26 protein-coding genes and 1 pseudogene are annotated in these 25,043 nt (G+C 70.7%); 9 read left to right on the top strand and 18 right to left on the bottom strand.

Features of this window, described 5'->3' with window-relative positions; translation table 11 throughout:
- Positions 1-21: 21 nt before the first annotated feature.
- Positions 22-3,381, bottom strand: coding sequence for a S8 family serine peptidase (locus KBX34_RS30155; RefSeq protein ID WP_247672398.1), 3,360 nt, complete (start codon positions 3,379-3,381; stop codon positions 22-24).
- 137 nt (positions 3,382-3,518) lie between these two features.
- Between KBX34_RS30155 and KBX34_RS30150 the strand changes: the two genes are divergently transcribed.
- On the top strand, positions 3,519-4,076 hold the full coding sequence (locus tag KBX34_RS30150) for a sugar O-acetyltransferase (protein ID WP_307871525.1): 558 nt from the start codon (positions 3,519-3,521) through the stop codon (positions 4,074-4,076).
- A 66-nt stretch (positions 4,077-4,142) separates the two neighbouring features.
- On the opposite strand, the gene KBX34_RS30145 is transcribed toward KBX34_RS30150, so the two are convergent.
- From KBX34_RS30145 to fdxA, 5 genes are read right to left on the bottom strand one after another with little or no spacing between them, the layout of a single operon-like run.
- Positions 4,143-4,790, bottom strand: coding sequence for a nucleoside/nucleotide kinase family protein (locus tag KBX34_RS30145; RefSeq protein ID WP_210928372.1), 648 nt, complete (start codon positions 4,788-4,790; stop codon positions 4,143-4,145).
- The gene (locus tag KBX34_RS30140) at positions 4,790-5,440 is read right to left on the bottom strand and encodes an SIMPL domain-containing protein (RefSeq protein ID WP_088950072.1); all 651 of its coding nucleotides are present in this window, start codon (positions 5,438-5,440) and stop codon (positions 4,790-4,792) included. Before KBX34_RS30140 ends, KBX34_RS30145 begins: the two co-directional genes overlap by 1 nt.
- Positions 5,441-5,450: 10 nt before the next feature.
- Positions 5,451-6,479, bottom strand: coding sequence for a prephenate dehydrogenase/arogenate dehydrogenase family protein (locus KBX34_RS30135; protein ID WP_210928370.1), 1,029 nt, complete (start codon positions 6,477-6,479; stop codon positions 5,451-5,453).
- A gap of 16 nt (positions 6,480-6,495) precedes the next feature.
- Positions 6,496-7,602, bottom strand: a complete 1,107-nt coding sequence (gene dapC, locus KBX34_RS30130; protein WP_282102705.1) for a succinyldiaminopimelate transaminase — start codon at positions 7,600-7,602, stop codon at positions 6,496-6,498.
- A complete protein-coding gene (gene fdxA, locus KBX34_RS33890) occupies positions 7,599-7,925 on the bottom strand; it encodes a ferredoxin (protein WP_091422126.1) in 327 nt (108 codons plus the stop codon). Before fdxA ends, dapC begins: the two co-directional genes overlap by 4 nt.
- Before the next feature lie 79 nt (positions 7,926-8,004).
- On the opposite strand from fdxA, the gene KBX34_RS30125 reads away from it, so the two are divergent.
- On the top strand, positions 8,005-9,138 hold the full coding sequence (locus KBX34_RS30125; protein WP_307871524.1) for a GNAT family N-acetyltransferase: 1,134 nt from the start codon (positions 8,005-8,007) through the stop codon (positions 9,136-9,138).
- A 222-nt stretch (positions 9,139-9,360) separates the two neighbouring features.
- On the opposite strand, the gene KBX34_RS30120 is transcribed toward KBX34_RS30125, so the two are convergent.
- From KBX34_RS30120 to mshB, 3 genes are all read right to left on the bottom strand, one after another.
- Positions 9,361-9,825, bottom strand: coding sequence for a hypothetical protein (locus KBX34_RS30120; RefSeq protein WP_099848448.1), 465 nt, complete (start codon positions 9,823-9,825; stop codon positions 9,361-9,363).
- An 82-nt stretch (positions 9,826-9,907) separates the two neighbouring features.
- Positions 9,908-10,342, bottom strand: coding sequence for a hypothetical protein (locus KBX34_RS30115; protein WP_210928375.1), 435 nt, complete (start codon positions 10,340-10,342; stop codon positions 9,908-9,910).
- Positions 10,343-10,359: 17 nt separating this feature from the next.
- A complete protein-coding gene (gene mshB / locus KBX34_RS30110) occupies positions 10,360-11,286 on the bottom strand; it encodes an N-acetyl-1-D-myo-inositol-2-amino-2-deoxy-alpha-D-glucopyranoside deacetylase (RefSeq protein WP_210928364.1) in 927 nt (308 codons plus the stop codon).
- An 86-nt stretch (positions 11,287-11,372) separates the two neighbouring features.
- Between mshB and KBX34_RS30105 the strand changes: the two genes are divergently transcribed.
- Positions 11,373-13,517 (top strand): prolyl oligopeptidase family serine peptidase, encoded by a 2,145-nt coding sequence (locus tag KBX34_RS30105; protein WP_210928363.1) that lies wholly within the window; start codon positions 11,373-11,375, stop codon positions 13,515-13,517.
- A gap of 368 nt (positions 13,518-13,885) precedes the next feature.
- On the opposite strand, the gene KBX34_RS30100 is transcribed toward KBX34_RS30105, so the two are convergent.
- Together KBX34_RS30100 and KBX34_RS30095 are read right to left on the bottom strand one after the other, a co-directional pair.
- A complete protein-coding gene (locus tag KBX34_RS30100; RefSeq protein ID WP_210795673.1) occupies positions 13,886-14,257 on the bottom strand; it encodes a DUF805 domain-containing protein in 372 nt (123 codons plus the stop codon).
- Positions 14,258-14,458: 201 nt separating this feature from the next.
- Complete coding sequence (locus KBX34_RS30095; RefSeq protein WP_141911059.1) at positions 14,459-14,857, bottom strand: helix-turn-helix domain-containing protein; 399 nt, start codon at positions 14,855-14,857, stop codon at positions 14,459-14,461.
- A gap of 106 nt (positions 14,858-14,963) precedes the next feature.
- Between KBX34_RS30095 and KBX34_RS30090 the strand changes: the two genes are divergently transcribed.
- Both KBX34_RS30090 and KBX34_RS30085 read left to right on the top strand, forming a co-directional pair.
- Positions 14,964-15,866, top strand: a complete 903-nt coding sequence (locus KBX34_RS30090; RefSeq protein WP_210928361.1) for an NADP-dependent oxidoreductase — start codon at positions 14,964-14,966, stop codon at positions 15,864-15,866.
- Positions 15,853-16,174: pseudogene (locus KBX34_RS30085) on the top strand (hypothetical protein); the annotation flags it as partial. The gene KBX34_RS30090 and the pseudogene KBX34_RS30085, both read left to right, overlap by 14 nt.
- 9 nt (positions 16,175-16,183) lie before the next feature.
- Here KBX34_RS30085 and KBX34_RS30080 read toward each other — a convergent pair.
- Both KBX34_RS30080 and KBX34_RS30075 read right to left on the bottom strand, forming a co-directional pair.
- On the bottom strand, positions 16,184-17,356 hold the full coding sequence (locus KBX34_RS30080) for a helix-turn-helix domain-containing protein (protein WP_247672397.1): 1,173 nt from the start codon (positions 17,354-17,356) through the stop codon (positions 16,184-16,186).
- Complete coding sequence (locus KBX34_RS30075; protein WP_185755551.1) at positions 17,346-17,510, bottom strand: hypothetical protein; 165 nt, start codon at positions 17,508-17,510, stop codon at positions 17,346-17,348. Before KBX34_RS30075 ends, KBX34_RS30080 begins: the two co-directional genes overlap by 11 nt.
- A 153-nt stretch (positions 17,511-17,663) precedes the next feature.
- On the opposite strand from KBX34_RS30075, the gene KBX34_RS30070 reads away from it, so the two are divergent.
- Together KBX34_RS30070 and KBX34_RS30065 are read left to right on the top strand one after the other, a co-directional pair.
- Positions 17,664-18,446 (top strand): XRE family transcriptional regulator, encoded by a 783-nt coding sequence (locus KBX34_RS30070; protein WP_247672396.1) that lies wholly within the window; start codon positions 17,664-17,666, stop codon positions 18,444-18,446.
- Between the two features lie 86 nt (positions 18,447-18,532).
- Positions 18,533-19,000 carry a nuclear transport factor 2 family protein gene (locus tag KBX34_RS30065; RefSeq protein WP_210795679.1) on the top strand — a complete coding sequence of 156 codons (468 nt, stop codon included), beginning with the start codon at positions 18,533-18,535 and terminating at the stop codon, positions 18,998-19,000.
- Positions 19,001-19,011: 11 nt separating this feature from the next.
- On the opposite strand, the gene KBX34_RS30060 is transcribed toward KBX34_RS30065, so the two are convergent.
- Positions 19,012-19,551, bottom strand: a complete 540-nt coding sequence (locus KBX34_RS30060) for a GNAT family N-acetyltransferase (RefSeq protein ID WP_210795681.1) — start codon at positions 19,549-19,551, stop codon at positions 19,012-19,014.
- Between the two features lie 293 nt (positions 19,552-19,844).
- Here KBX34_RS30060 and KBX34_RS30055 point away from each other — a divergent pair, with 293 nt between their 5' ends.
- Both KBX34_RS30055 and KBX34_RS30050 read left to right on the top strand, forming a co-directional pair.
- Positions 19,845-20,093 carry a type II toxin-antitoxin system Phd/YefM family antitoxin gene (locus KBX34_RS30055; RefSeq protein WP_210795683.1) on the top strand — a complete coding sequence of 83 codons (249 nt, stop codon included), beginning with the start codon at positions 19,845-19,847 and terminating at the stop codon, positions 20,091-20,093.
- The gene (locus KBX34_RS30050; protein WP_099848472.1) at positions 20,090-20,473 is read left to right on the top strand and encodes a PIN domain-containing protein; all 384 of its coding nucleotides are present in this window, start codon (positions 20,090-20,092) and stop codon (positions 20,471-20,473) included. The genes KBX34_RS30055 and KBX34_RS30050 overlap by 4 nt, the downstream gene beginning before the upstream one ends.
- 126 nt (positions 20,474-20,599) lie before the next feature.
- Here the strand turns inward: KBX34_RS30050 and KBX34_RS30045 are convergent, their stop codons facing one another.
- The 4 genes from KBX34_RS30045 to KBX34_RS30030 form a co-directional block, all read right to left on the bottom strand.
- Positions 20,600-22,342 carry an ABC transporter substrate-binding protein gene (locus KBX34_RS30045; RefSeq protein ID WP_210928358.1) on the bottom strand — a complete coding sequence of 581 codons (1,743 nt, stop codon included), beginning with the start codon at positions 22,340-22,342 and terminating at the stop codon, positions 20,600-20,602.
- A 146-nt stretch (positions 22,343-22,488) separates the two neighbouring features.
- Positions 22,489-23,475, bottom strand: a complete 987-nt coding sequence (locus KBX34_RS30040) for an ABC transporter permease (RefSeq protein WP_088950090.1) — start codon at positions 23,473-23,475, stop codon at positions 22,489-22,491.
- Between the two features lie 11 nt (positions 23,476-23,486).
- Positions 23,487-24,494 (bottom strand): ABC transporter permease, encoded by a 1,008-nt coding sequence (locus KBX34_RS30035; RefSeq protein ID WP_210795687.1) that lies wholly within the window; start codon positions 24,492-24,494, stop codon positions 23,487-23,489.
- On the bottom strand, positions 24,491-25,043 hold a 553-nt coding region (locus KBX34_RS30030; protein ID WP_210928357.1), incomplete at its 5' end, for an ABC transporter ATP-binding protein. The genes KBX34_RS30030 and KBX34_RS30035, both read right to left, overlap by 4 nt.

Below are 25,043 nucleotides of genomic sequence, written 5' to 3'. Positions count from 1 at the left end.
CGGACCCGGACGGGGTACGCCTCAGCGCAACCGGTACGCCTGGATGATCCGTTGGGTCACCGTGTTGCCGGCGGTGTCCCGAGCGGTGGCCCGCAGCGACACGTAGCCGGGCCCGGCCGGGTGCCGCAACAGCGCCGACCAGCCGTCGGCCGAGGTGCGGACCAGCTTCGCCTTGCCCCAGGTCTTCCCGCCGTCGTACGAGACGTCGACGGCGAGCTTCTCCACCCGGCTGGCCGGTGCACCGGGCTGGCGCTGCACCCGTACCGGTACGACGAAGCCCTGACCGGCCGGAGCGCTGTTGTCGACCCGCAGCTGCGGCGCGAAGCGCACCGCCGACAGGGGCAGTCGGGCCGGCGTCTCACCGGCGACGTGCCTCGACCGGAAGGTCCAGCTGGACTCCACCTCGGTGCTCAGGTCGGTGAAGCTCCGCTTCGCTGACGTGACGAGCCGGTAGTCCGCCGCGCCCGGTGGCACGGTGAACTCTCCGGAGCCGGCGTACTCACTCTCACCGACCAGCTTGCCGTTGCGCCACAGCGTGGTGTGCTCGCTGTCGGTCAGCGAGGCGCCCGGGTGCCCGGCCGCGTCGCTGAACATCGGCACGCCGACCAGGATGGTGTCGCCGACCCGGCTGACGCTCTGTTCCGGCCAGCGCGGTTTCGGGAAGGACGGCGAGTACGGCGCCTGGTTCCAGATCTCCTGCACCGTCCGCCCGGCCCGGTAGGCGGTGGGGACGGAGAAGAGCGCCGCCTGCGCGTTCAACCAGCCGTCCTCGTCCCGCTTTCCGAAGTCGATCTCGGACTCCCACTGCACACCCTTGGTGTTGTAGTACTCGACCCGATGGCCGGGCACGGCGGTGGGGAGGATCAGGGCGGAGCCGCCGACGTTGTACTCCAGCACGGGGAACACGATCCGCTCGGCCACCATGCCCGGGTAGTTACCGCGGAACTGGTGCACGACGGTGGCCAGGTCCCGTCGGGTGTAGTCGCGGACGAACCCCGTGGGCATCCGGCCGGGGACCGCTTCGGCCAGCGCGTACAGGTACGGGCTGTTGGCCGTTTCCGCCGGGGTCCACTGGCTGCTGACGGTGGCCACGAACTTGTCGGCGGGGACCGGCTTGCCGATCTGACCGCTGGTCAGGCCGGTGAACGTCTCCGCCCAGAGCCCGACGCCGTACCCACTGCCGTCGTCGGCGGTGAAGTTGCCGCTGAGGTCGATCAGTTGCGGAACGGCGCTCCGGTCCGGAACGGTCGTCCGCACCGGCTTGGCCTGGCGGGCGTCCACGACGATGCGGGTGTCCCGCTCGATGGTCAGCACGGGCTGCATCAACAGGGACATCCCGCGCTGCTCATCGTCCGGTCCGGGCTCGAAGACGAGACCGCTCAGGCCGTAGTGGCCCTTGGGCACCCGAACGGTGGCCACCCCGTCGGAACTGACGAGGTCCCAGGAGCCATAGGTGTCCATCCCGAGCAGGAGGGTCCAGTGGTCCGCGGTGCGCGCGCCGGCGCGGTTCAGGTGCTCCACGGTGAGCGTGTAGCTCTCCACCTCCCGGTTCACGGCCAGCGGGGTGACAGCGACCGCCGCACCGGACCGGGCCACGATCCGCCCGGTCCAGTAACCGTCGGCGTCGCCGAGCCGGGTGTCCGTGGTGACGGTCGTGGCGGCCGTGCCGCCCGCCGGCACTGTGAGTTGGTTGGCGCCCAGGACGAACAGGCCGGCCGGCAGCGCGCGGCCGCCGGGGCCGGCGCCCTCGATGCTCAGGTCCACGGTGACCGGGGCCGGACCGTCGTTGCGCCAGGTCACCGTGCGGGTGATCGGGGTGTCGTCACCGTGCGGCCAGAGCGTGCGCCCGAACGAGACGCTCACCGGGTCGCTGGTGATCTGCTGGGTGATCGCGTGTGCGACGTCGACCCGCCCGGCACCCTGCTGGTACGCGGTCTGGTCCGGGTGTGGCTTGGCTGCCGCCATCAGGGTGGCCTTGAGCCGGTCGGCCCGCCATCCCGGGTGCTGCTGGGCCAGCAGCGCAGCCGACCCGGCCACGTGCGGGGTGGCCATCGAGGTGCCGGAAAGGGTGACGTAGCGGTCCCCCACCGGATCGCCGATGAAGCCGGTGGCGGACCGTGCGGCGACGATGTCGACGCCGGGCGCGGTGATGTCCGGCTTCAACGCGTCGTCGCCGACTCGCGGTCCCCGGCTGGAGAAGTCGGCCAGCTCGTCGTCGCGGTCCACCGCACCCACAGCGAGCCCGGCGTCGGCGCTGGCCGGTGAGCCGACCGAACCGTCCGAGCCGTCGTTGCCGGCGGCGAGGACGAACAGCGTGCCGGTCTGGGCGGTCAGGGTCTGCACGGCCTCCTCGACCGGGTCGACCTCCGGGGTGTCCCAGCCGCTGAGGCTCATGTTGACCACTGCGGCCTTCTTCTCCACCGCCGCCCACTGCATGCCGGCGAGGATCGCCGAGTCGGTGCAGCCCGCGTCCTCACAGACCTTGCCGTCCAGCAGCGTCGCGTCCGGCGCCACACCCCGGTACTTGCCGCCGGAGGCCGCGCCGGTGCCCGCGATGGTCGAGGCCACGTGGGTGCCGTGGCCGACCGTGTCCCGAGCGTCGGCGACCTCGGTGAAGTTGCGCGCCTCGGCCACCTTGCCGGCCAGGTCCGGGTGGGTCGCGTCGACGCCGGTGTCCAGCACGGCGACGGACACTCCCGCCCCGGTGAAACCGGCCGCCCAGGCGGCGGGCGCGCCGATCTGCGGCACGCTGTGGTCGAGGGTCACCCGTCGATGGCCGTCCAGCCAGATCCGCTCGACGCCCCCCGCCGCGTCGAGCCGGGCCCCAGCGGGACCGGTGGTGACCGTCTCCCAGACCGCGTCGAGGGAGGACTTGTCGCTGCTCAGGGCGGCGCCGCCGATCACCGGCAGGTCGCGGGTCACCCTCGTGCCAGGCAGAGCGGCCGTGGCACGCCGGGCGGCGCCCGTCGAGCCGTACGCCACCAGCAGCGGCAGGGTCTTGCGGTGGGCGTCGTCGTAACCCGCCTCGACCAGGCCGGTGACGTCGAAGAGTCGCCGGTCCACCCGGCCCGAGCGCAGCAACGGCAGCGCGTCCGTCGGTGTCACAGTGAGTCGACCGCGCTCGCGCTGAACCAGGAACTGCACGTCCTCGCGGCCGGCACCGCGCCGGACCGAGGCGCCTGAGGCGGTGACGGTGACCCGGTCACCGGTGATCAGCGTGACGGTGACCGAGCGGTTGGCGGTGGGTCCACCCGGAGTGGACTGTTGGTCGGTGCCACCCGGTGGGGCGGGCACGGCGGCTGCGGCTGAGACGGGAGCCGGCGCGGAGAGCGCCAGCGTGAACACGAGGCCGAGGGCGGCCAATCTTCTTCCCTGGTGCAACGGATCCTCCTCGTCAAGCGTCTTGATGGATGAGAGTCACATTGACAACCCAGAATTGCATACTGGGTATGCAGAATGAGGTCCTAAAAATGACGGACCCGCCACGAGCCGACGAACCGGGCCGGCATGATCGGGCGGTGACCTCCATGAAGGACAAGATGCTCGCCGGCGAGCCGTACATCGCCGACGATCCCGAGATCATCGCCGACCTGGACCGCTCCGCCCGACTGATGGAGCGCTTCAACACCAGTCCCGCGGCCGACCCACAGGCCCGGATCGCGGCACTGCGTGAACTCCTCGGCGAACTGGGCGAGGACACCTGGATCCGCCCGCCGTTCCACTGCGACTACGGCTGGCAGATCCGGATCGGGCCCCGCAGCTTCGTCAACTACCAGTGCGTCTTCCTCGACGTCGCACCGATCACCATCGGTGCCGACGTCCAGATCGGACCGAACGTCCAACTGCTGACCCCGACGCATCCGGTCGAGCCCGGTCCGCGACGGGACAAGTGGGAGGCCGCCAAGCCGATCACCATCGGCGACAACGTCTGGCTCGGCGGTGGCGCGATCGTGCTGGCCGGCGTGACGATCGGTGCGAACACCGTCGTCGGCGCGGGCGCGGTGGTCACCCGGGACCTACCGGCAAACGTGGTCGCGGTCGGCAACCCGGCCCGGCCGGTCCGCGAACTGGACTGACTGCGGCGGCCCTCGACGGGCCGGTCAAGCCGAGTCCGGCCCGGACGCTCAGGCCGCGCCGACCGGTCAGGCCGCCGGGGGCTCCGACAGGCGGACCACCAGATCGGCACGGTCGGCGGTGGGGGTGATGAGGGCCGCGTTCGACTCGTCGCTGCCCAACGCCCAGGCCCGCGCCTGCTCCGGTGATCGACCGTACGCCTCGTGCCGGGCCGTCAACCGGCGCTGGCGCAGCTCGGCGTCCAGGTCCAGGAACCACGCCTCGTGCAGCAGCGGCCGGATCTCCTGCCACGGGTAGTCCGGCAGGAGCAGGTAATTGCCCTCGGTCACCACCAGCCGCGCCGACGGCGGCACCTCGATCGCCCCGGCCACCGGCTCCTCCAGCTCACGCCGGAACTCCGGCGTATAGACCGAGGTCGGCTCCAGGCGGTGTAACCGGCGCAGCATCGAGACGTACCCGTTGGCGTCGAAGGTGTCCACCGCGCCCTTACGGTCGGCGCGGCCCAGCCGGTCCAACTGCGACTGGGCCAGGTGGAAGCCGTCCATCGGCACCAGGCGAGCGGTCGGCCCGACTTCGCGCACGATCAACTCGGCCAGCGTGGACTTGCCGGCACCCGGCGCCCCGGCGATGCCGAGCAGTTGCCGTGGGCCGGCCTCGGCCAGCACCAACGCCCGTCCCACCAGCTCGTCGACGGACAGCACCTCGGCCGGCGACATCAGTCGAGAACCGGATCGCTGATGGTGAACCGTGCCTGCACCGCCGCCTGCACGGTCTGCGGCTGCGGGTCCAGCTCAAGCTCCGGCGGGCCACCACCCGCGCCGCCACCCCCGGCGAACGCCGCCCGGGCGAACATCGGCCGGTCCGCCGGGCCGGTGTCGGCCAGCTCGATCAGAGCGGTGACCCGGGCGCCGAGCGCCTCCGCGTACTCCCGGGCCCGCAGCAGTGCGTCGCGGATCGCGGCGTGTCGCGCCTCGCGGTGCACGGGGCTGTCCGGACGAAGCTCCCACCACGGACCGCTCACCGAGACCTGGTCCTGGTCGGCCAGCCGGAGCATCAGCTCACCGAGGGCGGTGAAGTCGGTGACCGTGACCGTCGTGGTGACACTGCCGAGCCATCCCACCACACGCTCGCCCGAGCGCTTGGTCTGCGGCCGGACCCACAGGTCGCCGGTCTCCCGCCGGGCCACCGCCGGCTCGGAACCGTCCAACAGCACCCGGACGGCGGCGGCCCGCTCGGCGAGCTGAGTCAACGTCGCCTCCCGGTCCCGACCACGGGCCGTCACCGTGACAGCGAACCGGGCCAGCTCGGGCGGCACCTCCCGGGTCACCTCGCCGCGCACCTGCACCACCGGGCCGTCCATCGCCATGCCTGTCAGCCTAGTCAGCCACGGGAAGCCACGCGGTGTAGGAAACCGTCCCGGAGCCGACCTGACACCCGGTCAGGTGCCCGCCGACGTCACCCAACCCGCGCAGCCAGGTCACCTCGGCGTCGTGGTCGCCGTCGACAGCGAACTCCCGGGTCTGACCGGCCAACCGCCGACCCGACAGCGCCGACCGGGCCGCTCTCGCCTCCGCGTAGCGGGCGATGAGCGCTGGCGCGTCGCCGGCCCGAAGGGCGGCGGCCAGCCCGTCCAGGAAGGCGCGGACCTCGTCCAACTCGTGCAGGACCCGGTCGCGGTTGCCGAGCAGCATGTTCGCGGTCCGCTCCGCCGGTGTGCCGGCGACCCGCGTGCCGTCGGAGAAACTGCCAGCCGCCAGCGTCAGCACCGCGTCGCGCAGCGGCGCCCGCTGCGTCGCCCCGGCCAGCGCGCCCGCCAGCAGGTGCGGCACGTGCGAGGCGAGCGCGGCCGCCGAGTCGTGCGCCGACGCGGACATCGGCACGACCCGGGCTCCGAACAGCTCGACCAGCAGCCCGGTCAGCCAGCGGAAGGCGTCGGTCGCGGTGCCCGGCGCCGGGCAGAGCACCCAGGCGGCACCCGCCAGCAGGGTCGGCGAGGCGGCGGTCAGACCGGCGGACTCCGCACCGGCCATGGGGTGCCCGGGGACGAACCGGTCGGTGAGCCCGAGTCGGTCGGCCGCCTCGGCCACCTCGACCTTGGTGCTGCCGACGTCGGTGAGCACACAGCCGGGCGCGGTCAGCTCGGCCACCAGGGCCAGGGTGCCCGCAAGAGTGGGCAGCGGGCCGCAGAGGAACACCACGTCCCGCCCGGCCACGGCCTGCTCGATCGTGGCCGGGGCGACCACTCCCCGGTCCTGGGCCCGCTCCCGGGTAGCCGGGTCGGGATCCCATCCGACGACGTCCAGGCCGGCCTCGGCCAGGCGTAACAGCGCCGAGCCGCCGATCAGGCCCGTGCCGATCACCGCCGCCCGCACCCCGGCGTACCGCCCGGTCGCGCCGTCGGTCATCGCCGGCCGCCCGCGGTCAGGCCCGCAGCCGGCCGGCGACCGCCGCGACATGCTCGTCGGACTCGGTCAGCGCAACGCGGACGTGCTGCCCGGCGGTGGGGCCGTAGAAGATGCCGGCGGCGACCAGGATGCCCCGCCGAGCCAGCCAGTCGACCGTGTCCCAGCAGTCCTCACCTCGGGTGAGCCAGAGGTAGAGACCCGCCTCGGAGTGCTCGACGGTGAACCCGGCACCGGTGAACGCGGCCGCGAGCACCTCTCGCCGGGCACGGTAGCGCTCCCGCTGCTCGTCGGCGTGTCGCTCGTCCTCCAGTGCCGCCACCATCGCCGCCTGCACGGGTGCGGGCACGATCATGCCGGCGTGCTTGCGGACCTTCAGCAGCTCGGCGACGAGCGCCGGGTCACCGGCGACGAAGCCGGCCCGGTAGCCGGCCAGGTTGGAACGCTTGGACAGCGAGTGCACAGCGAGCACTCCGGCGTAACTGCCGCCGCTGACCTGCGGGGACAGCACCGAGACCGGCTCGGCCGACCAGCCCAGCGGCAGGTAGCACTCGTCGCTGGCGACCACCGCGCCACGTTCCCGCGCCCAGTCGACCACCTTCTTGAGGTGCGCAGCGGGCAGCACCCTACCGGTCGGGTTGCCGGGCGAGTTGACCCAGACCAACCGGACCCGCGAGGTCGGCCCGACCGAGGTGAGCGAGTCGGTACGAACGACGGTGGCACCGGCCAGCCGGGCCCCGTCCTCGTAGGTGGGGTACGCGATCGACGGCACCACCACCACGTCACCCGGGCCGATGCCGAGCAGGGTGGGCAGCCAGGCAACCAGCTCCTTCGAGCCGATGGTCGGCAGCACACCCAGACGGTCGACGCTGGCGCCACAGGCCCGGGACACCCACGCCGCGATCGCGGCCCGCAGCGCCGGCGTGCCGGCGGTCAGCGGGTAACCGGGAGCATCGGACGCGTCAGCCAACGCCCGCCGGATCACCTCGGGCACCGGGTCGACCGGCGTGCCCATGGAGAGGTTGATCAGGCCCTCCGGATGCGCCGCGGCCAGGGTGGCCGCGGCGTCCAGGGTGTCCCAGGTGAACTCGGGCAGCCGCGACGAGACCGGCGCGGGCCGGTTCAGTGGCCCTCGCCGCGCGGCGGCTGCGCGGCGACGAAGGTGGCGTCCTTCTCCACCTTGCCGATCTTCGAGGCACCACCGGGCGAGCCCAGCTCCTCGAAGAACTCGTAGTTGGCGCCGGTGTAGTCCTTCCACTGCTCCGGGACGTCGTCCTCGTAGAAGATCGCCTCCACGGGGCAGACGGGCTCACAGGCACCACAGTCGACGCACTCGTCGGGGTGGATGTAGAGCATCCGATTGCCCTCGTAAATGCAGTCGACCGGGCACTCCTCGATGCATGCCTTGTCGAGCACATCCACGCACGGCTCGGCGATGATGTAGGTCACCGGTCTTCTCCTCCGCAAGACACGTCGCGATCTCCCGCGACGGTAAGAGCCTAGTATCTCGCCGGGGAGGGGGTCGATCGTGCTCCGACAGCAGGATGTGGGACACCGGATCGTGGTTCGCCGGATTGTGGGGATTCGCGAAGGTCGGCCGCTATTCTCCGATGCTCTCGGCGAGCTGGTGGAGCTGAGCGAGACTCATCTCACGCTGGCCACGGCGCACGGCCCGCTGCGAGTCCCGGTGACACAGGTCCACCGCGCCAAGCGGGTGCCACCGACCCGTCGGCCGACCGCGGCAGCAGTGGTGGCGCTGGAACGCGCCGCCGACGAGGCCTGGCCGGCGCCGACGCGGGGCCGCATCGGTGACTGGCTGCTCCGCTCGGCGGACGGCTGGACCGGACGAGCCAACTCCGCGCTGCCGATCGGCGACCCGGACCGCCCGTTGGCCGCCGCCGTGGACGAGGTCGAGCGCTGGTACGCCGAGCAGGGCCAACCCGCGATGATCAACACGCCGCTCCCACTCGCCGCACCGGTCGGCACCGAGCTGGACGCCCGTGGCTGGACCGCCCGCCCGCCGACACTGGTGCAGACCGCGCCACTCCCCCTGCCTGCGCCGTCGTCCGTCGACACCCCACCCGCTACCGGGCGCGTCGACCTGGCCGATGGGCAGGCCGGCGCGGCTGGTGGGCAGGCCGACGCGGCTGGTGGCCAGGCTGGCCTGGCTGGTGAGCAGGCCGGGCTGGCTGGTGGGCAAGCCGGGCTGGCTGGTGGGCAAGCCGGCGCCGCTGCTGGCCAGGCTGGCCGGTGGGAAAGTGTGGTCGTTGAGCTGGCCACCGCGCCGAGCGAGGGGTGGCTGGCCGTCGCTGCCGGCCGCAAGGGCGGCCTGCCGGACGCCGCCCGGCACGTGCTCACCGCCGTGGACCAGGTCCGCTTCGCCCACGGGTACGTCGACGGCACGCTGGTGGCGGTCGGCCGGGCCACGGTGACCGGCCAGGGGCGCTGGTTGGGCCTCAGCCTGATCGAGGTGTCACCCGAGGCCCGCCGGCAAGGGCTGGCCCGCCAGGTGATCGACGAGCTGGCCGCCTGGGGCGTGTCCGCCGGTGCGACGCGCGCGTTCCTCCAGGTCGAGCAGCACAACACCGCGGCGGTCGCCCTCTACCAGCGGCTCGGCTTCGTCACTCACCACACCTACCTGACCCGGGTCGCCCCGCACTGACCCCAACCACCCCTGGCGGCTCGACAGACGCACCGATCCACTCGGCCTTGCTGATCCACTCGGCTTTCAGGAAATCGCGGCATCCGCACGCCCCGGACACCGCAGATTCCTGGAACGCGAGTCGATCAAGGCGCGCACACCGGACCGGCCTGGCAGGCGGACACCTGCCCGGCCGTACGCCTGACTGGTCGACTGGCTGCCTGGCGGCGCGTGGCGGCAGGGTCAGCGGCGTACGACGCGGCGGGGCTTCGCGGCCTTGACCTCGGCGTACCGCTTGAGCTGTTGCGAGCGGTAGTCACGCCCGAGTGCGGTGAGCAGCAGGTAACCGACCAGCACCCCGGCGCCGGCGGCGAGCAGGTAGAGCCAGATCTGGGCGAAGAACGTCGCCGCACCGCCCGCGAACGGGTTGTGACCGACCAGCAGGGGCCCGACCAGCACGGTCAACAGCATCGCGACCAGTACGACGAGGGCCATGTCGGCTCCCCAGCCCGCCAGTGGCCGACGACGAGCCCAGCGGAAGGCGACCACGGCCAGGATCAGCCCGATCACCGCGAACATCGCCAGTGACACCCGGTCGGCTGCGGTGTCGTCACCCTCGAAACCGAACCGGATGATCAGTCGGGCGACCACGTTGACCGCGAACAGTGCTGCAACGAGCACCCCGACGTCACGCCACCGTCTGTCCATCGCAGGACCTCCTGCCGTACGCCCCGTCGCGGGGCCCGCATCTCTGGCAGGAATATTTACCACCCCTACCTGGGTGGCGTCATCAGCCGCCGAGCGTGTGTGGCGGGGCGAGGATCTGCCGGAAGCCCATCACCGCGAAGGTCATGGCACCGGCGACGATCATCGCCAGGCCTACCCAGTTGTCGCCGGACAGCAGGAGGTCGCCTTCGGTGGTCCGGATGGCGCCCACCGCCATCAGCGCGAACCACGGCACCGCCGGCAGTGCGACAGCCCACCTGCGGCCGACCGCCTCGTACGCGAACCAGCTCAGCGCGATGTTGGCACCGACCGCGAGAACAGCCGACACGCCGATCAGCTGCCCACCGACGCGGACCGTGGCGAGCAGCAGCTCCAGCACCCCGGTCACCACTCCGGCGATCACCACGACGATCGCGCCGACCAGCCGCAGGCCCAGGTCCAGCAGTCGCGGCGGCGGCCCCGCCGGAGGCGGGGTGTCCTGGTCGTCCACGACCGTCATCGACGCGGCGGGCAGGGTCACCGGAGACCAGCCGCCGCGACCGGGGACCGGTCCGGGGCGGTCTCCTCGGGCAGCCCGGCGAAGAGGTCGTCCTCCCAGCCGTACGGCCCGGCGCCCGGGCCCTTCTCGCCGAGGGCGAGGGTGAAGAACTCCACGCCCATGAACTCGCCGCCGAAGTTGCCGGCGATCGAGTAGAGCCACGAGTTGGCCGGGATCTGGGTGGCGTGCGCCCGCATCGCGGTTTCCTTGGCCAGGTGCTGGTCGGTCCCGTCGATGCGGGCGGCGATCTGGGCGTCCGGGGTGCCGAAGGGCAGGTCGGCGATGTCCTCGATGCCGCCGAACGGGTTGTCGGCGGACTCGGCGAAGTGGGCCATGCCGGCCTCCAGCACGCTGAGCGGCATGGCCGTCCAGTAGACCTTGAGCGGGGCGCAGCCCTCGGCGGCGGCCAGCTCGACGGCACGCATCGCCACCCGGTGCGCCTGGATGTGGTCGGGGTGGCCGTAGAAGCCGTTCGGGTCGTACGTGACCAGCACCTGGGGGCGTACCTCTCGCATGATCTCCACGAGATGCCCGGCGGCCTCGTCGAGGTCGGCCTGCCAGAAGGCGCGGGGGTGGTCGTTGGTCGCGAGCCCCATCATCCCGGAGTCGCGGTAGCGGCCGGCGCCGCCGAGGAAGCGGTGGTCGTTGACGCCGAGCGCGGCGCACGCGGCGGCCAGCTCGGCGATCCGGTAGCCGCCGAGCTGGTCGGCCTCGGCGGCGGCGAGCTGGGCCAGCGCGGGCACGTGGATCTCGCCCTCTTCGCCGAGGGTGCAGGTCACCAGCGTGACGTGCGCGCCGTTCGCGACGTAGTGGGCCATCGTCGAGCCGGTGCCGATCGACTCGTCGTCGGGGTGCGCGTGGACCAGCAGCAGGCGGCGGTCGGGCAGCATCGTCACGACGGTCACTCTAACCGGCGTTCTGCTCCGGCCGACGCGGACGCGTCCGCCCAGGTCGGCCACATCACCTCCGGTCCGGCTCTACGATTTGGTCTGTGGACTTTCCGGAGCTGGCCGCCCGCACACGCCGGTTCAGCCACGGCGCGCCACGCGCTGTCTCCGTGGCTGACGACGGCTCCCGAGTGATCTTTCTGCGCTCCGCGGGGCCGGAGGACCCGGCGGACGCGCTCTGGCTGCTGGACGTGGCCACCGCCGAGGAGCGCCTGGTCGCCGACCCGGCAACGCTGCTCGGTGAGGGCGGGGACGTCCGGTCGCTCTCCCCCGGTGAGCGCGCGCTGCGGGAGCGGCTGCGGCTGAGCGCCGCAGGCATCGGCTCGTACGCGTTGGACGCCCCCGGTCGGGTCGCGGTCTTCGCGCTGGCGGGGCGGTTGTTCCGGGCCGATCTGGTGCACGGCGACGTGGTCGAGGTGGCCACCGTCGGCCCGGTGCTCGACCCCCGTCCGGACCCGACCGGGCAACGGCTGGCGTACGTGACCGACGCGGCCGAGGGTGTCCGCCGGGGCGAGCTGCGGGTGATCGAGGCCGACGGCACCGACACCCTGCTGGCCGGTGAGGACGCCGGGGTGAGCTGGGGCCTGGCCGAGCACATCGCGGCGGAGGAGTTCGGCCGGTACCGGGGCTACTGGTGGGCGCCGGACGGGCGCATGGTGCTCGCCGCCCGGGTAGACGAGTCCCGCCTGGAACGCTGGCACCTGCACGACCCGGCCCAGCCGGCCAGTCCGCCGACCGCCGTCGCGTACCCCCGGGCTGGTGGGCCGAACGCCGAGGTCAGCCTGCACCTGCTGGACCTGGACGACGGCTGGGTGGACGTGCACTGGGACCGGGAGACCTACCCGTACCTGACCGCTGTCAGCTGGGTCGAGGGCAGCCCGTTGATCACGGTGCTGCGCCGCTCGCAGCAGCACGGGCTGGTGCTGGCGGTGGACCCGCGCACCGGCGAGACGCAGGTGCACGCGGAGCTGGCCGACCCGCGCTGGGTGGAGCCGATCGCCGGCACCCCGGCGCACCTGCCGGACGGCCGGGTGCTGGTCGGCGGGGAGTTGGCACACGACGGGTACGACGCACGGTGCCTGTTCGCCGACGGCACCCTGCTCACCCCACCGTCGCTGTACGTACGGCGGGTGGTGGGTCGGCTGGCTGCGGCCAGCGGCCCGGCGGACCTGCTGGTGGAGGCGAGCGACGGCGAGCCGAGCGAGCGGCACCTGTTCCGGGTCCGCACCACCATCGGCGGTGGGGTGGACGCGCGTCGGCTCACCACCGACTCGGGCTGGTACACGGCCGCCGTCGGCGGGGACGTGCTGGCGATCGGTGTCGCGTCGCTGGACCATGCCGGGGTGCGCTGGTCGGTGCGTCGCGGCGGTCAGGAGATCGCTGAGCTGCGGTCGTTCGCCGCGACTCCCCCGTACTCTCCGCTGCCGTTGCTGGAACGGGTGACCGACCGGCGGCTGCCGGCGGCGGTCCTCTACCCGGACAACCACGTGACGGGCCGGCGGCTGCCGGTGCTGCTGGACATCTACGGCGGCCCGGGGCACCAGGAGGTCGTGGCGGCGCGGGCCGCGTGGTTGGAGCGGCAGTGGTGGGCCGACGCCGGGTTCGCGGTGGTCACCATCGACAACCGGGGTACGCCGGGAGTGGCCCCGTCGTTCGAGAAGGCGATCCACCGTCGGGTGGCCGACGTGATCCTGACCGACCAGATCGACGCGCTGACCGCACTCGCCGGCAAGCACCCCGACCTGGACCTGGATCGGGTGGGGGTGCGGGGCTGGTCGTTCGGCGGGTGGCTGGCCGGGTTGGCGGTGCTGCGCCACCCGGAGCTGTTCAAATGCGGCATCGCGGGCGCCCCGGTGACCGACTGGGCGCTCTACGACACCGCGTACACCGAGCGTTATCTGGGGTTGCCGGAGGACGGCACGGACGTCTACGCGCACCATTCGCTGGTCGAGATGGCCGCCGAACCGGTCACCGGCCCGGACCAGGCCCGCCCGTTGCTGCTGGTGCACGGTCTGGCCGATGACAACGTGGTGGCGGCGCACACGCTGCGGCTCTCCGCAGCCCTGCTGAGCGCCGGCCGCCCGCACGCCGTGCTGCCGTTGACCGGTGCCACGCACATGGCCGCGAACGGCACCGCCGAGCGTCTGCTGCCTCTGGAGCTGGACTTCCTCCGTACCCATCTGCTGTGAACGCCTCGATCACCAACGCTCCATGAAGGCAGGAATCGGGAAGGGTGCGGCGTCGGGTCGGACGTGCTCATCGAACGGGTCGGGGTCGTAGCACTCCCCGCCGGGTGAGGTTCGACTGAAATAGCCACCGTGTTCGACAGCTCGAACGGCGGCCGTCGCAGCAGGAGAGAATTGGTCGAGAAGGCCGCCGCCCTCGCAGGTCCATTCGCGCAAGGCACGACCATTGGAGACGCCTTCCGGTTCTTGGCTGCCGAGCGTAGGGAATCCAGGCCTACGCCCAACGGCGGCAGTCCCCTTCCGACAGCGCTGCCGGAAGGGGACCGACCTGTCCGATCTTGAATGCGCGGACGTTACAACGCGGACAGCGGTCAGCTCTTGGGGCTGGGGCCGAAACGGTTCGCGCCGTGCGTGCTGTCCGACACAAAGAACACGATGAGGACGATGGCGCCCACGATCGGTACCAGGCCGATCAGAACCCACCATCCCGTCCGGTCGGTGTCGTGCAGGCGTCGCACCGCGACCGCCAGCGTCGGCAGCAGCAGCGCCAGGTTGACAACGAGACCGATGAAACCGGTCGTGCCGTTCTCGAAGGTCAGTCCCAACGCGCTGTCCAGGATGGCCGCGACGATGCTGACAATGACTGTGAACAAGACGAACCACCAGTACTCAGACCGGCGGGCGCGGCCCGTGAAGCCGACGTACTGACTAAAGACGGACTTGACTGCGGCAATGAAGGACACGACTATCTCCGGTCGATCGAGGGGTTCTCAAGGTCATCGCGAAGGCAGCCAAACAGGTCGATGAGTCGGGGTCAATGGCCAAGCAGCCAAAGCGCAGTGGCCGCAGCGCCCACAATCGGTCCGACCAATGAGGCAAGCGCTAGTCGCCAGCGACAACCTGGCGGGCCCTGCGCCAGCTGCGACAGCGCCCTACCCGCGCGTTCAGGGGCGTGCGTCGAATTCAACCCGGGCGTCGAAGACGCGGTCCATGTGCGTCTCCGCCCAGTTCTTGATCGCGATCATGACCGGGAACAGCTCATGGCCGAGCGGGGTGAGCGCGTAGTCGACGCGGACCGGCACCGAGGCGGTGACCGTGCGGGTGACGAGGCCGTCGCGTTCCAGGGTGCGCAGGGTCTGGGTGAGCATCTTCTGGCTGACGCCGGCGATGCGGCGGGCAAGCTCGCCGTGCCGCTGCGGACCGTCGACGAGCGCTGGGATCACCAACGCGACCCACTTGTCGGTGAGCCTGCTCAGCAGCTCACGGGTGGGGCACTGTTCCAGGAACGCGTCGTAGTCGCGTTTGGCCTGCTCACGACGTTGCTCCGCACTCGTCGTCGCCATGCCGCCTCCTCTGGGTGCCCTAGGCACTTCACGGTACCTACTTACTGACAGTGCCGATGATTCGTACGGTCGTGGTGATCAAAGAGGTCCCACGAAGGAGTCGGCGATGCGGGCAGTCAGCTATGCAGAGTTCGGAGGGCCGGAGGTCCTGCACGTGGCCGAGGTGCCGGTGCCCGAGCCCGGGCCGGGGCAGGTCCGCGTGCGGGTCGCGGCGTCGGTCGTCCATCCGGTCGATCTGATGGTCCGCTCCGGTCGGTTCCCAGCCCCGTTGCCGACCGGGCTGCCGTACACGCCCGGCTGGGACGTTGCCGGCAGCGTCGACGCGGTCGGCCCGTCGGTCGAGGAGTTCAGGATCGGCGACGAGGTCATCGGCTTCTCGCCGTGGCTGCAAACCACTGTCGGCGCCCACGCGGAGTACGTACTCCTCGACCCCGCCTGGCTGACCTCCGCGCCCGCCGGCGTCCCCGCGACCGAATCGGCGACCCTGCCGACCAATGGCCTCGCCGCCGCCCAGGCCCTCGACCTGCTCGCGCTCCCCGCGGGTTCGACAGTGCTCGTCACCGGTGCCGCCGGGCAGGTCGGTGGGTTCGTCCTGGCGCTGGCCCGGGCGACCGGCCTGCACGCCACGGGACTCGCCGGACCCGACGACCGCGAGTTCGTCGAGTCGCTGGGCGCGGCGTTCCTGTCGCGCGCCGACGATCCGACGGGGACGTTCGACGCGGTCGTCGACCTGGCGGTGATCGGCTCCTCGCTGCTGGACCTAGTTCGAGACGGCGGCGGGTACGTGGCCGCGTCACCCCCACTTCGCCCGGAGCCGGTGCGGGGAATCCGGACCTTCGCGCTGGAGGTGCTACCGGACGGATCCCGGCTGGGCGAGCTGGTCAAACTCGTCACCAGCGGCGACATCCCGCTCCGGGTCGCTGGCGTCCACCCCTTCGCCGACGCGGCGGCCGCCCATGACCGGCTGGCCAGAGGCGGCGTGCGCGGCGGTGTGGTGCTCGTCCCCTGATCCGCCGGAGCGGATGGTCGAGTGGTGGCGGGCGGCCCGACCCGTGCTGCCCGGCCACCCCACCGCGGCCCAGCTGGAGGCGTGGATCGAGCTGGCCGACCTGGTCCGGGACACCGGACACGCCTGAGTTCCGGATCCAGGCGGCCGACCACATGCTCAAGGGCGCGGAGTGGGATCGCACGCCGCCGGAGGGACCGTTCGGCCGGTACATGGAGCTTGTCACCGCCGTGAACAATGCGCCGCCGGAGCGGTTCCCGTTCGAGTGGATGGCTGCGGCACTGCGCGCTTCCGCCCTATCGACTTCCTGACCGTCATGCTCACAGCACCCCGAGGCCGATGGCGAGCTGGGTGATCGTCGGTGGGGCGTCCGGGTCGCGGGCGACCTGGGCAACCACGTCCCGGGCGCCTGGCCGGTCGCGGATCTCGGCGGGTGCGATGCGTTCGGCACGCAACAGGACCCGGGCCGCGTTGGCGGGGTCGTCCGTCTGGAGGTAGGCGCGCGCCGCGTCGATCAGGTGCGCGGCGCGGTGCTCGACCGGCAGCCCTCGCCACCCGTCCCACCCGATCGCCTTCTCGTGTCGGGCGATGGCCTGCGGCCCGTCACCCAACTCCACCGCGGCGGCGACCCGCGCCAACTCGACGGCCGTCGGACCGAACGCCGTCCGGTGATGGTCGTGGCCGTCGCCCACCTGAGCGGCCAGCTCGGCAGCCTGGTCCAGCAGCTCACCGACCACCCTGTCGTCACCGGCCCTGGCCGCGATCAGGGCGGCCTGCACGAGCAGCGATCCACGCAGCGACAACTCTTCCGGTTTGCCAGGAGCAATCTGGGAAGCGGCGGCCAGCAGCACCGGCCCTGCCCGCGCCGACGCGCGCAGCACCTGACCCAACTGCACCGCTGCACAGGCCAGCAGCACCGGGTCACCGGCGGCGGCGGACATCGCCCGGTCTGCGGCCAGCCAGGCGAGGCTCCCCTCCCCCAGCTTGACCAGCAGCGCGGCCGTCACCCGATATGCCTCCACCACCACTGCCCGAGCAGCCACCGGGTCCTGTGTGTGGACGCGGTGTACCTCGGTCACCAACGCCGGCAGCAGCTCGACCAGACGCGGGTAACGGGCGTGTTGGAAGGTCATCCACGCGTGCCGCACCTCCCGAGCCAACCGATCGGGCGACACCACCTCCCGGTCCGTCGGGCGACCAAAAGCCATTTCGTACGCCGACAACGCCGCCCGAATCCGGGCGACGCCCTCGCGCTGCTCGGCCACCCCAACAGGCTGGACATCACGACCGAGCAGCGCAGAGGCGTCGACCCTCAGCACCGCCGCGATGTCCCGGATGGTCGACACCCGTTCCAGGGAACGGACCCCACGCTCGACCTTGTCCACCCAGCTCTTCGACTTGCCTAACCGATCCGCGAACGACTGCTGCGACAACCTTCGCCGCACCCGTAGGTATGCCACGCGTCGACCGATCGGCACCGGGTCACCGCCCATCGCGCCACCGCCGATCCGGCAGCGCCCGAGTCGTCTCCTGCGCCGGTATCCGCTCCGCCTCGGCCTGCGCGAGCAACCGGCGCTTGGCTTCTTCCCGTTCGGCGGCGTCGATCTGCTCGCCACGGTTGACCGGCTCTTCGTCAGAACTGGGCATCATCACCTCCGCCGCTGAGTCGCACCGGCAGACTCAGCCGTCGCGTGCCGTCCACAATGACGCCGAGCCGTCGCCGGGCGCGACGGCACAGAGCGCGACATCCCGGGCACATCATTGGCGACATTGAGGCGACACAAGACTATTGTGGCGAACATGAATGCCCCGAACACCGCCCTCCGCGCGGTCCGCACCGGGATGCGCATGAGCCAGGACGACTTCGCCCGCGCGCTCCAGGCGGCCGGCCGCCGCGTCGGCGAGCCCAACGATGCCAACAAGCGACTCGTCCAACGCTGGGAATCCGGCGCGATCGCCGCACCGCGGCCGGTGTACGCCCGCGCCCTGGAGGTCGTCACCGGCCTGCCGGTCTCGCTGCTCGGCTTCGCCGCGATACCCAATGGCCGGGTCGTCGATGACGAGCACGGCGGGCACGACCTGACCTCACCCATGTCCAGCCTGGCCACGCCAACGCCCAAGCCACTCGCAGTCCAAGGGTCGTACGAGGGCGTCTGGCTCAGCCGCTACCAATACCACTCCAGCGGGCGAGGAGAGTCATTCGCCGGTCAGCACTTCGTGGTCGTACTCCAGCACGGCGACCGGCTGACTGTGCGCAGCCTGCCCGGCTCGGCGGCATCGTCGCTGTCGATGGATCTAACCCTGGACGGTGCCGTGGTCACCGGCACGTGGGTGGAGCAGACCGATCTCGCCGGCTACTACCGGGGAGCCCGATACCACGGCGCAATCCAACTACTTGTCGAACCCACCGGCCGACGGATGGCCGGGAAGTGGGTCGGGTTCGGCAAGGACATGGACGTCAACACCGGCCCCTGGGAGCTGACCTTCCGGGATGCATCCACGTCCAAGGCGACGCTCGACCGGTACAACACGTCGCCCGACGAAAGCGCGTCGGGGCAGTCAAGTCGGGGCTGGGGTCAGTAGGGTGCCGTCGATGGCGTGCCGGCTATTCCCGGACGCGGTCCTCGGCACGCCCCACGTGACATCCACCGATTCGAAGGTAGCCCGGCATGAGTAGCCCACGCGAAACCTTCCTCCGGCTGGTGAACGGTGTCTGCGCCGGTCCGTACGAAGACCTGGCTGACCTGTATGCCGAACAGACCCATGTCACGCATCCGTTCCACCCGCTCAACCCGCCTCCGCTGCGCAGCCGCGCTGAGCTGCACGAGCACTTCACCGCGCCCCCTCCGGTCGCCCGGACGCTGAACCGTAAGCCGGTAGACGTGACGATTCATGAAACGGCCGACCCGGAGGTGATTGTCGCCGAGTTCGCCTATCAGGGGCGGGTCAACGAGACAGGCGAGGCGTTCACGGTGCCGTGTGTCTTCGTGATGCGCATCCGCGACGGGCTCATCATCGAGTCGCGCGACTACATCGACCACATCTCCACTGCGCGGGCCTGGGGTCAACTCGACAGTCTGCTGACCGCGCTTCGTCCGCGGCAAAGCACCACAATCGAAGGCGCGGCCCAGCCCTGATCCACGGCCGACTACGGCGTCCAGTCGCGCCGCAGCAGACCGTAGATCACCATGTCTTTGAAGCCGTCGCCGTCGTACTCGCGCTCCCGCTGGGTGCCTTCGTGCGTGAAGCCGCAGGTCTCCGCGGTCCGCCGCATGGCGGTGTTGCTGGCCAGCGTCTCCAGTTCCAGACGGCGGAGGTTGCGGTTGCGGAAGCCGTACCGGCAGAGCAGTTGGATCACTTCGGTCCCGTACCCCTGGCCACGCGCCTCGGGTAGCAGCGAGATGCCGAGGTGGGCGTACTGGTTGAACGCGTTGATCCCCCACAGCGAGCCGCCACCGAGGAACGTGCCGTCGGCCGTAGTTTCGGCCAACAGCGACACCGCGGTCTGGCCGTCGGGCGGCTCGGTAACCTGTTTCTCCAGCCTGGCCCGGACCTGGCCAACGTGGCGCGGCAGGAACGGCTCGCCGTCTGTGATCAGGTGCAACTCAGGATCACCGTCGAGGCGGAACATGTTCGGCGCGTCGTCGGGCGTGGGCGGGCGCAGTCGGATCCGGTCGGTGGCGAACATGCCGCGACGCTAACAGCCGGCCTGGAGATCCACGACCGGGTAAGCGTCCTCGCGCAGGTCGCTGAGGGTGGCGGCGAGCCGGGCCGCGAGAGCCGCTGACTGACGGCCGCAACACATTCCCTTCTGCCGCAGATCGCACGGCCTGCAGCACGGCTGCCCCGGCGGTTTGAGATGCGATCACGCAGGAGGAGCAGTACAACTGATCTTGCTTGAGCTGCGAGGCCCCCGGCGCGAGGCCAGAGCGAGAGCCGACGACCTCCGACAGTGGTAGCACAAGTGCTACAGTGGGGCGTATGCATGAAGTCGGGTTGCGGGAGATGCGGCAGAACGCCAGCGATCTGGTGCGCAGGGCGCAAGCGGGTGAACGCGTGACGATCACTGTCGCCGGCCGACCGGCAGCCGTACTCGGCCCGGTCAGTCCTCGAACCTGGCGAGAATGGGACGATCTCACCGGCGTGTTTGACCAACCCACCGACCCAGGATGGGCAGCCGATCGGGACCTCCTCGACGATGCCGTCACCGATCCGTGGGTTGAGCGGTGAGCCGCGGGATCCTCGACACCAGCGTCCTCATCGCTACCGACGTGACCCCGATTCCGGGTGAATTGGCCATCAGCGTCGTCAGCCTCGCCGAACTTCAGTTCGGTGTCCTGGTCGCGAAGACCGCCGAGGCGAGAGCGCTTCGTCTGGCGCGGTTGAGCGCGATCCAACGCCGATTTGATCCGCTTCCCATCGATGAAGCCATCACCGACAGCTACGCGCGACTGGCTGCCCGCGTCGTCGAAATCGGCCGTCAGCCACGAGCCAGGGTGATGGACCTGCTCATCGCCGCAACCGCGCACGCTCATGACGCCGCCGTCTACACCCGCAATGCCGATGACCTCGCCGGTCTCGAAGACCTCATCACGATCCATTCAATCTGACAGCGTCCCGCCGAGCTGGCCAGATGAAACGGCAGGGCCGCACGAAGCGACCCGTCCGGCAGAAGCAGAAGGGTCCCCTCCCGACGACGCTGTCGGGAGGAGACCCTTGTCTGTCTGCGGTGTGAGTTACGGCTTGACGTGCGCGTTCACGAACGACGGGTAGCCGAAGACGCTGGAGATGAAGATCCCGCCGGCCTTGGACCCGTGCACGTTGTAGGCCACGTCGACGTAGAACGGCACCACCGGCGCGTGCTCCTTCATGATCCGCTCGTCGAGCTTGGCCCACTCCGGTCCCTGGTCGGCCGGGGGCAGGGCCAGGATGCGGTCCATCTCGGCGTTGATCGCCGGGTCGTTGAAGTAGGACTGGTTGCTGTTGCCCTCGGCCTTGATGGTGCGGCCGTCGTAGAGCACAGGCAGGATCGACGCCCCGCTGGGCCAGTCCGCCGCCCAGTTACCGATGTACAGGTCCCAGGGGTTGTTCTTCTTCTTGATCTCGTCGAGCTTCGCGTCGTCCGAGATGTTCCGGACGGTGATCTTGAAGCCGGCCCGCTCCAGGTTCGCCTTGAGCTGGGCACCCTGCTGCTGCTCGGTCGAGTTGTCGGCGACACCGAGAACCAGCTCCGGCGTCTTGCCGCCGAGCAGCTCCTTGACCTTTTCCACGTTGCCGTTGGCGCCCGCCGGGTACGCGTCGTACGCCTTGTAGCCGATGGTGGCCGGCGGCATCAGCGTGGTCAGCGGCGCGGCGACGGTCTGACCGCCGAGCGCCTTGATCATGCCTTCGCGATCGATGGCGTAGTTGAGCGCCTGACGCACCTTCAGGTCGGTGACCCGCTGGTTGTTGATGACGAGCTGGTTGGCGCTCGGAGTCGGCGAGAGGAGCGTCCGCGACTTGAGCGACGCGTCCCCGGCGACCTTGGCGACCAGCGAGGCGGGCACGGCGTTGAAGGCGAGCGCGCTCTGGTCGGCGCCGTTGTCGGCGATCACCCGGTTGTTGGCGGCGTCCGCGGTCGGGCCGAAGCTCCAGACGAACTGGTCCGGGTACTGGTGGCGGACCGGGTCGGTGTTCGGGTCCCAGTTGGGGTTGCGGTCCAGGGTGATCTGCACGCCGACCTGGTTCTTAGTGACCTTGTACGGCCCAGACGAGAACGGCTGCTTGTCCAGGTCGACGCCGGTGTCCTTGTCGGCGGGCAGCGGCGCGGTGGTCGGCAGCGAGACCGCGAACGGCAGGTCACAGCGGGGCTTGGCGAACTCGAAGCGCAGCGTCTTCGCGTCCGGCGTGCTCAGGCCGGGCGGCAGCGACGTCTTGTTCTTCTTGAAGTCCCACTTGGTGTCGAACTGCGGGGTGTCGGCCAGCCACTCCTGGATGTAGGTCGGGCCGCCGGAGAGGTCCGGGTCGAAGGAGCGGGCGATGCCGTACGCGATCTCCTTGGAGGTGATCGGCCGACCGTCCTCGAACTTCACCCCGTCCTTGACGGTGAATTCCCAGACCTTGCAGTCGTTGTTGACGTTCTTGCCCGGCGTCTCGGCCAGGTCGCCCACCAGGACCAGGCCGCCCTTGCCGTCGTCCTTCCAGGTGGTCAGGTAACGGGACCAGAGGGGGTTGGCCATCAGACCGGCGAACGAGTACGTCCGCTGCGGGTCCAGGTGGGAGATCGGCGTCTCCCGGATGACGCTGAAGACGCCGCCCTTCGCAGCGCCGCTCACCTCGGCCGCCGGCCCCTGCGAGTCCTTGGGGTCGGTCGCGATGACCCCGGTCTGCTTCCGGTCAGTGTTCACCGTGGTGCCCTCGCCCGTGTTCTCCGAGCACGCACCCAATGCCACAACCAGAGCGATCGCGCCGCCTGCGGCAGCCACCACGCGTGGTCTCATGAAGTACCCCCTTCACCCATGTGCCGTGCGGTTTCGTCGGGGCGAGAACCGCCGACGTCCCGAGGATCGTAAGGAAGAAAACCTACGAGTTGTGTAACAGTTGTCGATAAATTTCGCCATCGGTGGGCGTGGCGGACACCCGGCCGTCAGCGCAGCCGCACCCGTGGGTCGATGGCCGCGTAGAGCAGGTCCACCAGCACGTTCGCCAGCACCACGAAGACGGCCGCGATCAGCACCGTTGCCATGATCGTGGGCAGGTCACCCGAGCGCACCGCGTCCACCGCCGTACGCCCCAACCCCTGGATGCCGAACGTCGTCTCGGTGATCACCGTGCCGCCCAGCGCCCCGCCCACGTCCAGCCCGGCGATGGTCACCACCGGGGTGATCGCCGCGCGCAGCGCGTGTCTCCCGTACACCTTGGGTTTGGCCAGGCCCTTGGCCCGCGCGGTCCGGACGAAGTCCTCGGACAGCGTCTCCAACATCTGCGCGCGGGACAACCGGGCGTAGATCGCCGAGAAGAGGAAGGCCAGCGCCACCCAGGCGAGCACCAGCCCACTGGCCCACTTCGCCGGATTGTCGAAGAGGGACGTGTAGCTCGGCACCGGCAGCAGCCGCAGGTTGTAGACGAAGACCAACAGCAGCACCGCGCCCACGAAGTAGAGCTGCAACGAGGCCCCGGTCAGCGAGAAGCCGATGGCCAGGCGGTCCAGCCAGGTGCCCCGCCGCAACGCGGAGACCATGCCGAGGCCGACCCCGAGCAGCAACCAGAGGATCGCCGCCGGGATCACGATGCTCAGCGTCACCGGCAGCACCCGGGCGATGGTGTCCGAGACGGCCTCGTTGGTGACGTACGACCAGCCCAGGCAGGGCGCGTCACACCGGCCACCCTGGGCGCTGCCCAGGTCGCGACCGGTGACGATGCCCTTCATGTAGCCGGCGTACTGGCTGACCAGGGGGTCGTTCAGGCCCAGGTCGTCGCGGACCCGTTCCAACCGCTCCGGGTTGCAGTTCTTCGAGCAGATGCTGCTGACCGGGTCGCGCGGCAGGGCGAAGAACATCAGGAAGGTCAGCACGCTCACCGCGAAGAGGGTCAGCGTGGCGGAGAAGAGTCGCTTGAGCAGAAATCGCGCCATGATTTTGACCCCTACCGGGACGACTTCGGGTCGAGCGCGTCACGCAACGCGTCGCCGAAGAGGTTGAAGGCGAACACCAGCGCGAAGATCATGATGCCCGGGAAGAACACGTACGCCGGGTCGGTCTGGAGGAAGTCCAGACTGTCGTAGATCATCCGGCCGAAGCTCGGGGTCTCGTCGCTGAGACCGACACCGATGAACGACAGCGCGGCCTCGCTGGTGATGAACTGCGGCACCGCCAGGGAGAACGACACCAGGATCGGCGCCCAGATGTTGGGCAGCAGCTGCCGGAAGAGCATGTGCCCCAGCCCGGCCCCGCTGGCCCTGGCCGCCTCCACGAACTCCCGCTCGCGCAGCGCGATCACCTGCCCGCGAACCAACCGGGCCGTGCTGGTCCAGCCGAAGATGGCGAAGACGGCGATCAGCACGCCCACCCCGAAGGCGGACGACACCTGCCCCCGCTCGCCGTAGAAGCGCAGCGTGACGGTGGGGGTGAGCGCCAGCGCGATGATCAGGAAGGGCATGGCCAGGGTCAGGTCGGTGATCCAGTTGATCACCGCGTCGAGCCAGCCGCCGAGGTAGCCGGCGAGCGCGCCCAGCACGACCCCGATCGTCGCGGTGATCAGCGCCGCCGCGAACGCGACGAACAGCGACGTCCGCAACCCGTAGATCAACCGGATGAAGATGTCCCGACCCAGGTTCGGCTCCAGGCCGAACCAGTGGTCCCCGGTGACACCGCCGGCGTAGCCCAGTGGCATGCCGAAACCGTCCAGCAGGTTCTGGAACTGCTCCCGCGGCCCGATCCCGTAGGCCATCTCGATCAGCGGGGCGGCCAACCCCAACAGCAGAAAGAAGACCAGGAGTACGCCGCTGACCACGGCCGTCCGGTCACGACGCAGTCGCATCCAGGCCAGCTGACCGGGTGAGCGGCCGACGACGCCCTTCGCGGCGGGCGTGGTCGCGTCCGGGTCGGACTCGATCTCGGCCAGCGCCAGACCCTCCACCGGGGACAGGCTCACGACGGCACCTCCTCGAAGATCGGAGCCGCCACCTCGGGGAAGTGGCACGCGGTGGCCTGCCGACCACCGTCGCGCGGCACCAGCGCCGGCTCCTCGGCGGCGCAGACGTCCTGCGCCTTCCAGCAGCGGGTGCGGAACCGGCAGCCCGACGGCGGGTCGAGCGGGGTCGGCACGTCGCCGGTCAACCGGATCCGACCCGCCGGGCCGAGCTGGGTGACGTCCGGGATCGCCGAGAGCAGCGCCCGGGTGTACGGGTGCTGGGGGCGTTCGTAGATGTCCGCCCGGTCGCCGATCTCCACGATCCGACCCAGGTACATGACCGCGACCCGCTGGCTGAAGTGCCGGATCACCGCTAGGTCGTGCGCGATGAACACGAACGCCAGGCCCAGCTCCCGTTGCAGGTTGCGCAACAGGTTGACCACCTGCGCCTGGATCGAGACGTCCAGCGCGGAGACCGGCTCGTCGGCGACGATCAGCTTCGGCCGCAGGGCCAGCGCGCGGGCGATGCCGATGCGCTGACGTTGACCGCCGGAGAACTCGTGCGGGTAC

The organism is Micromonospora sp. M61 (assembly GCF_018070245.1).
Lineage (GTDB): Bacteria > Actinomycetota > Actinomycetes > Mycobacteriales > Micromonosporaceae > Micromonospora > Micromonospora zamorensis.
Note: the sequence above shows the minus strand (reverse complement) of the source record. Positions and strands in the feature narration are given on the sequence as shown.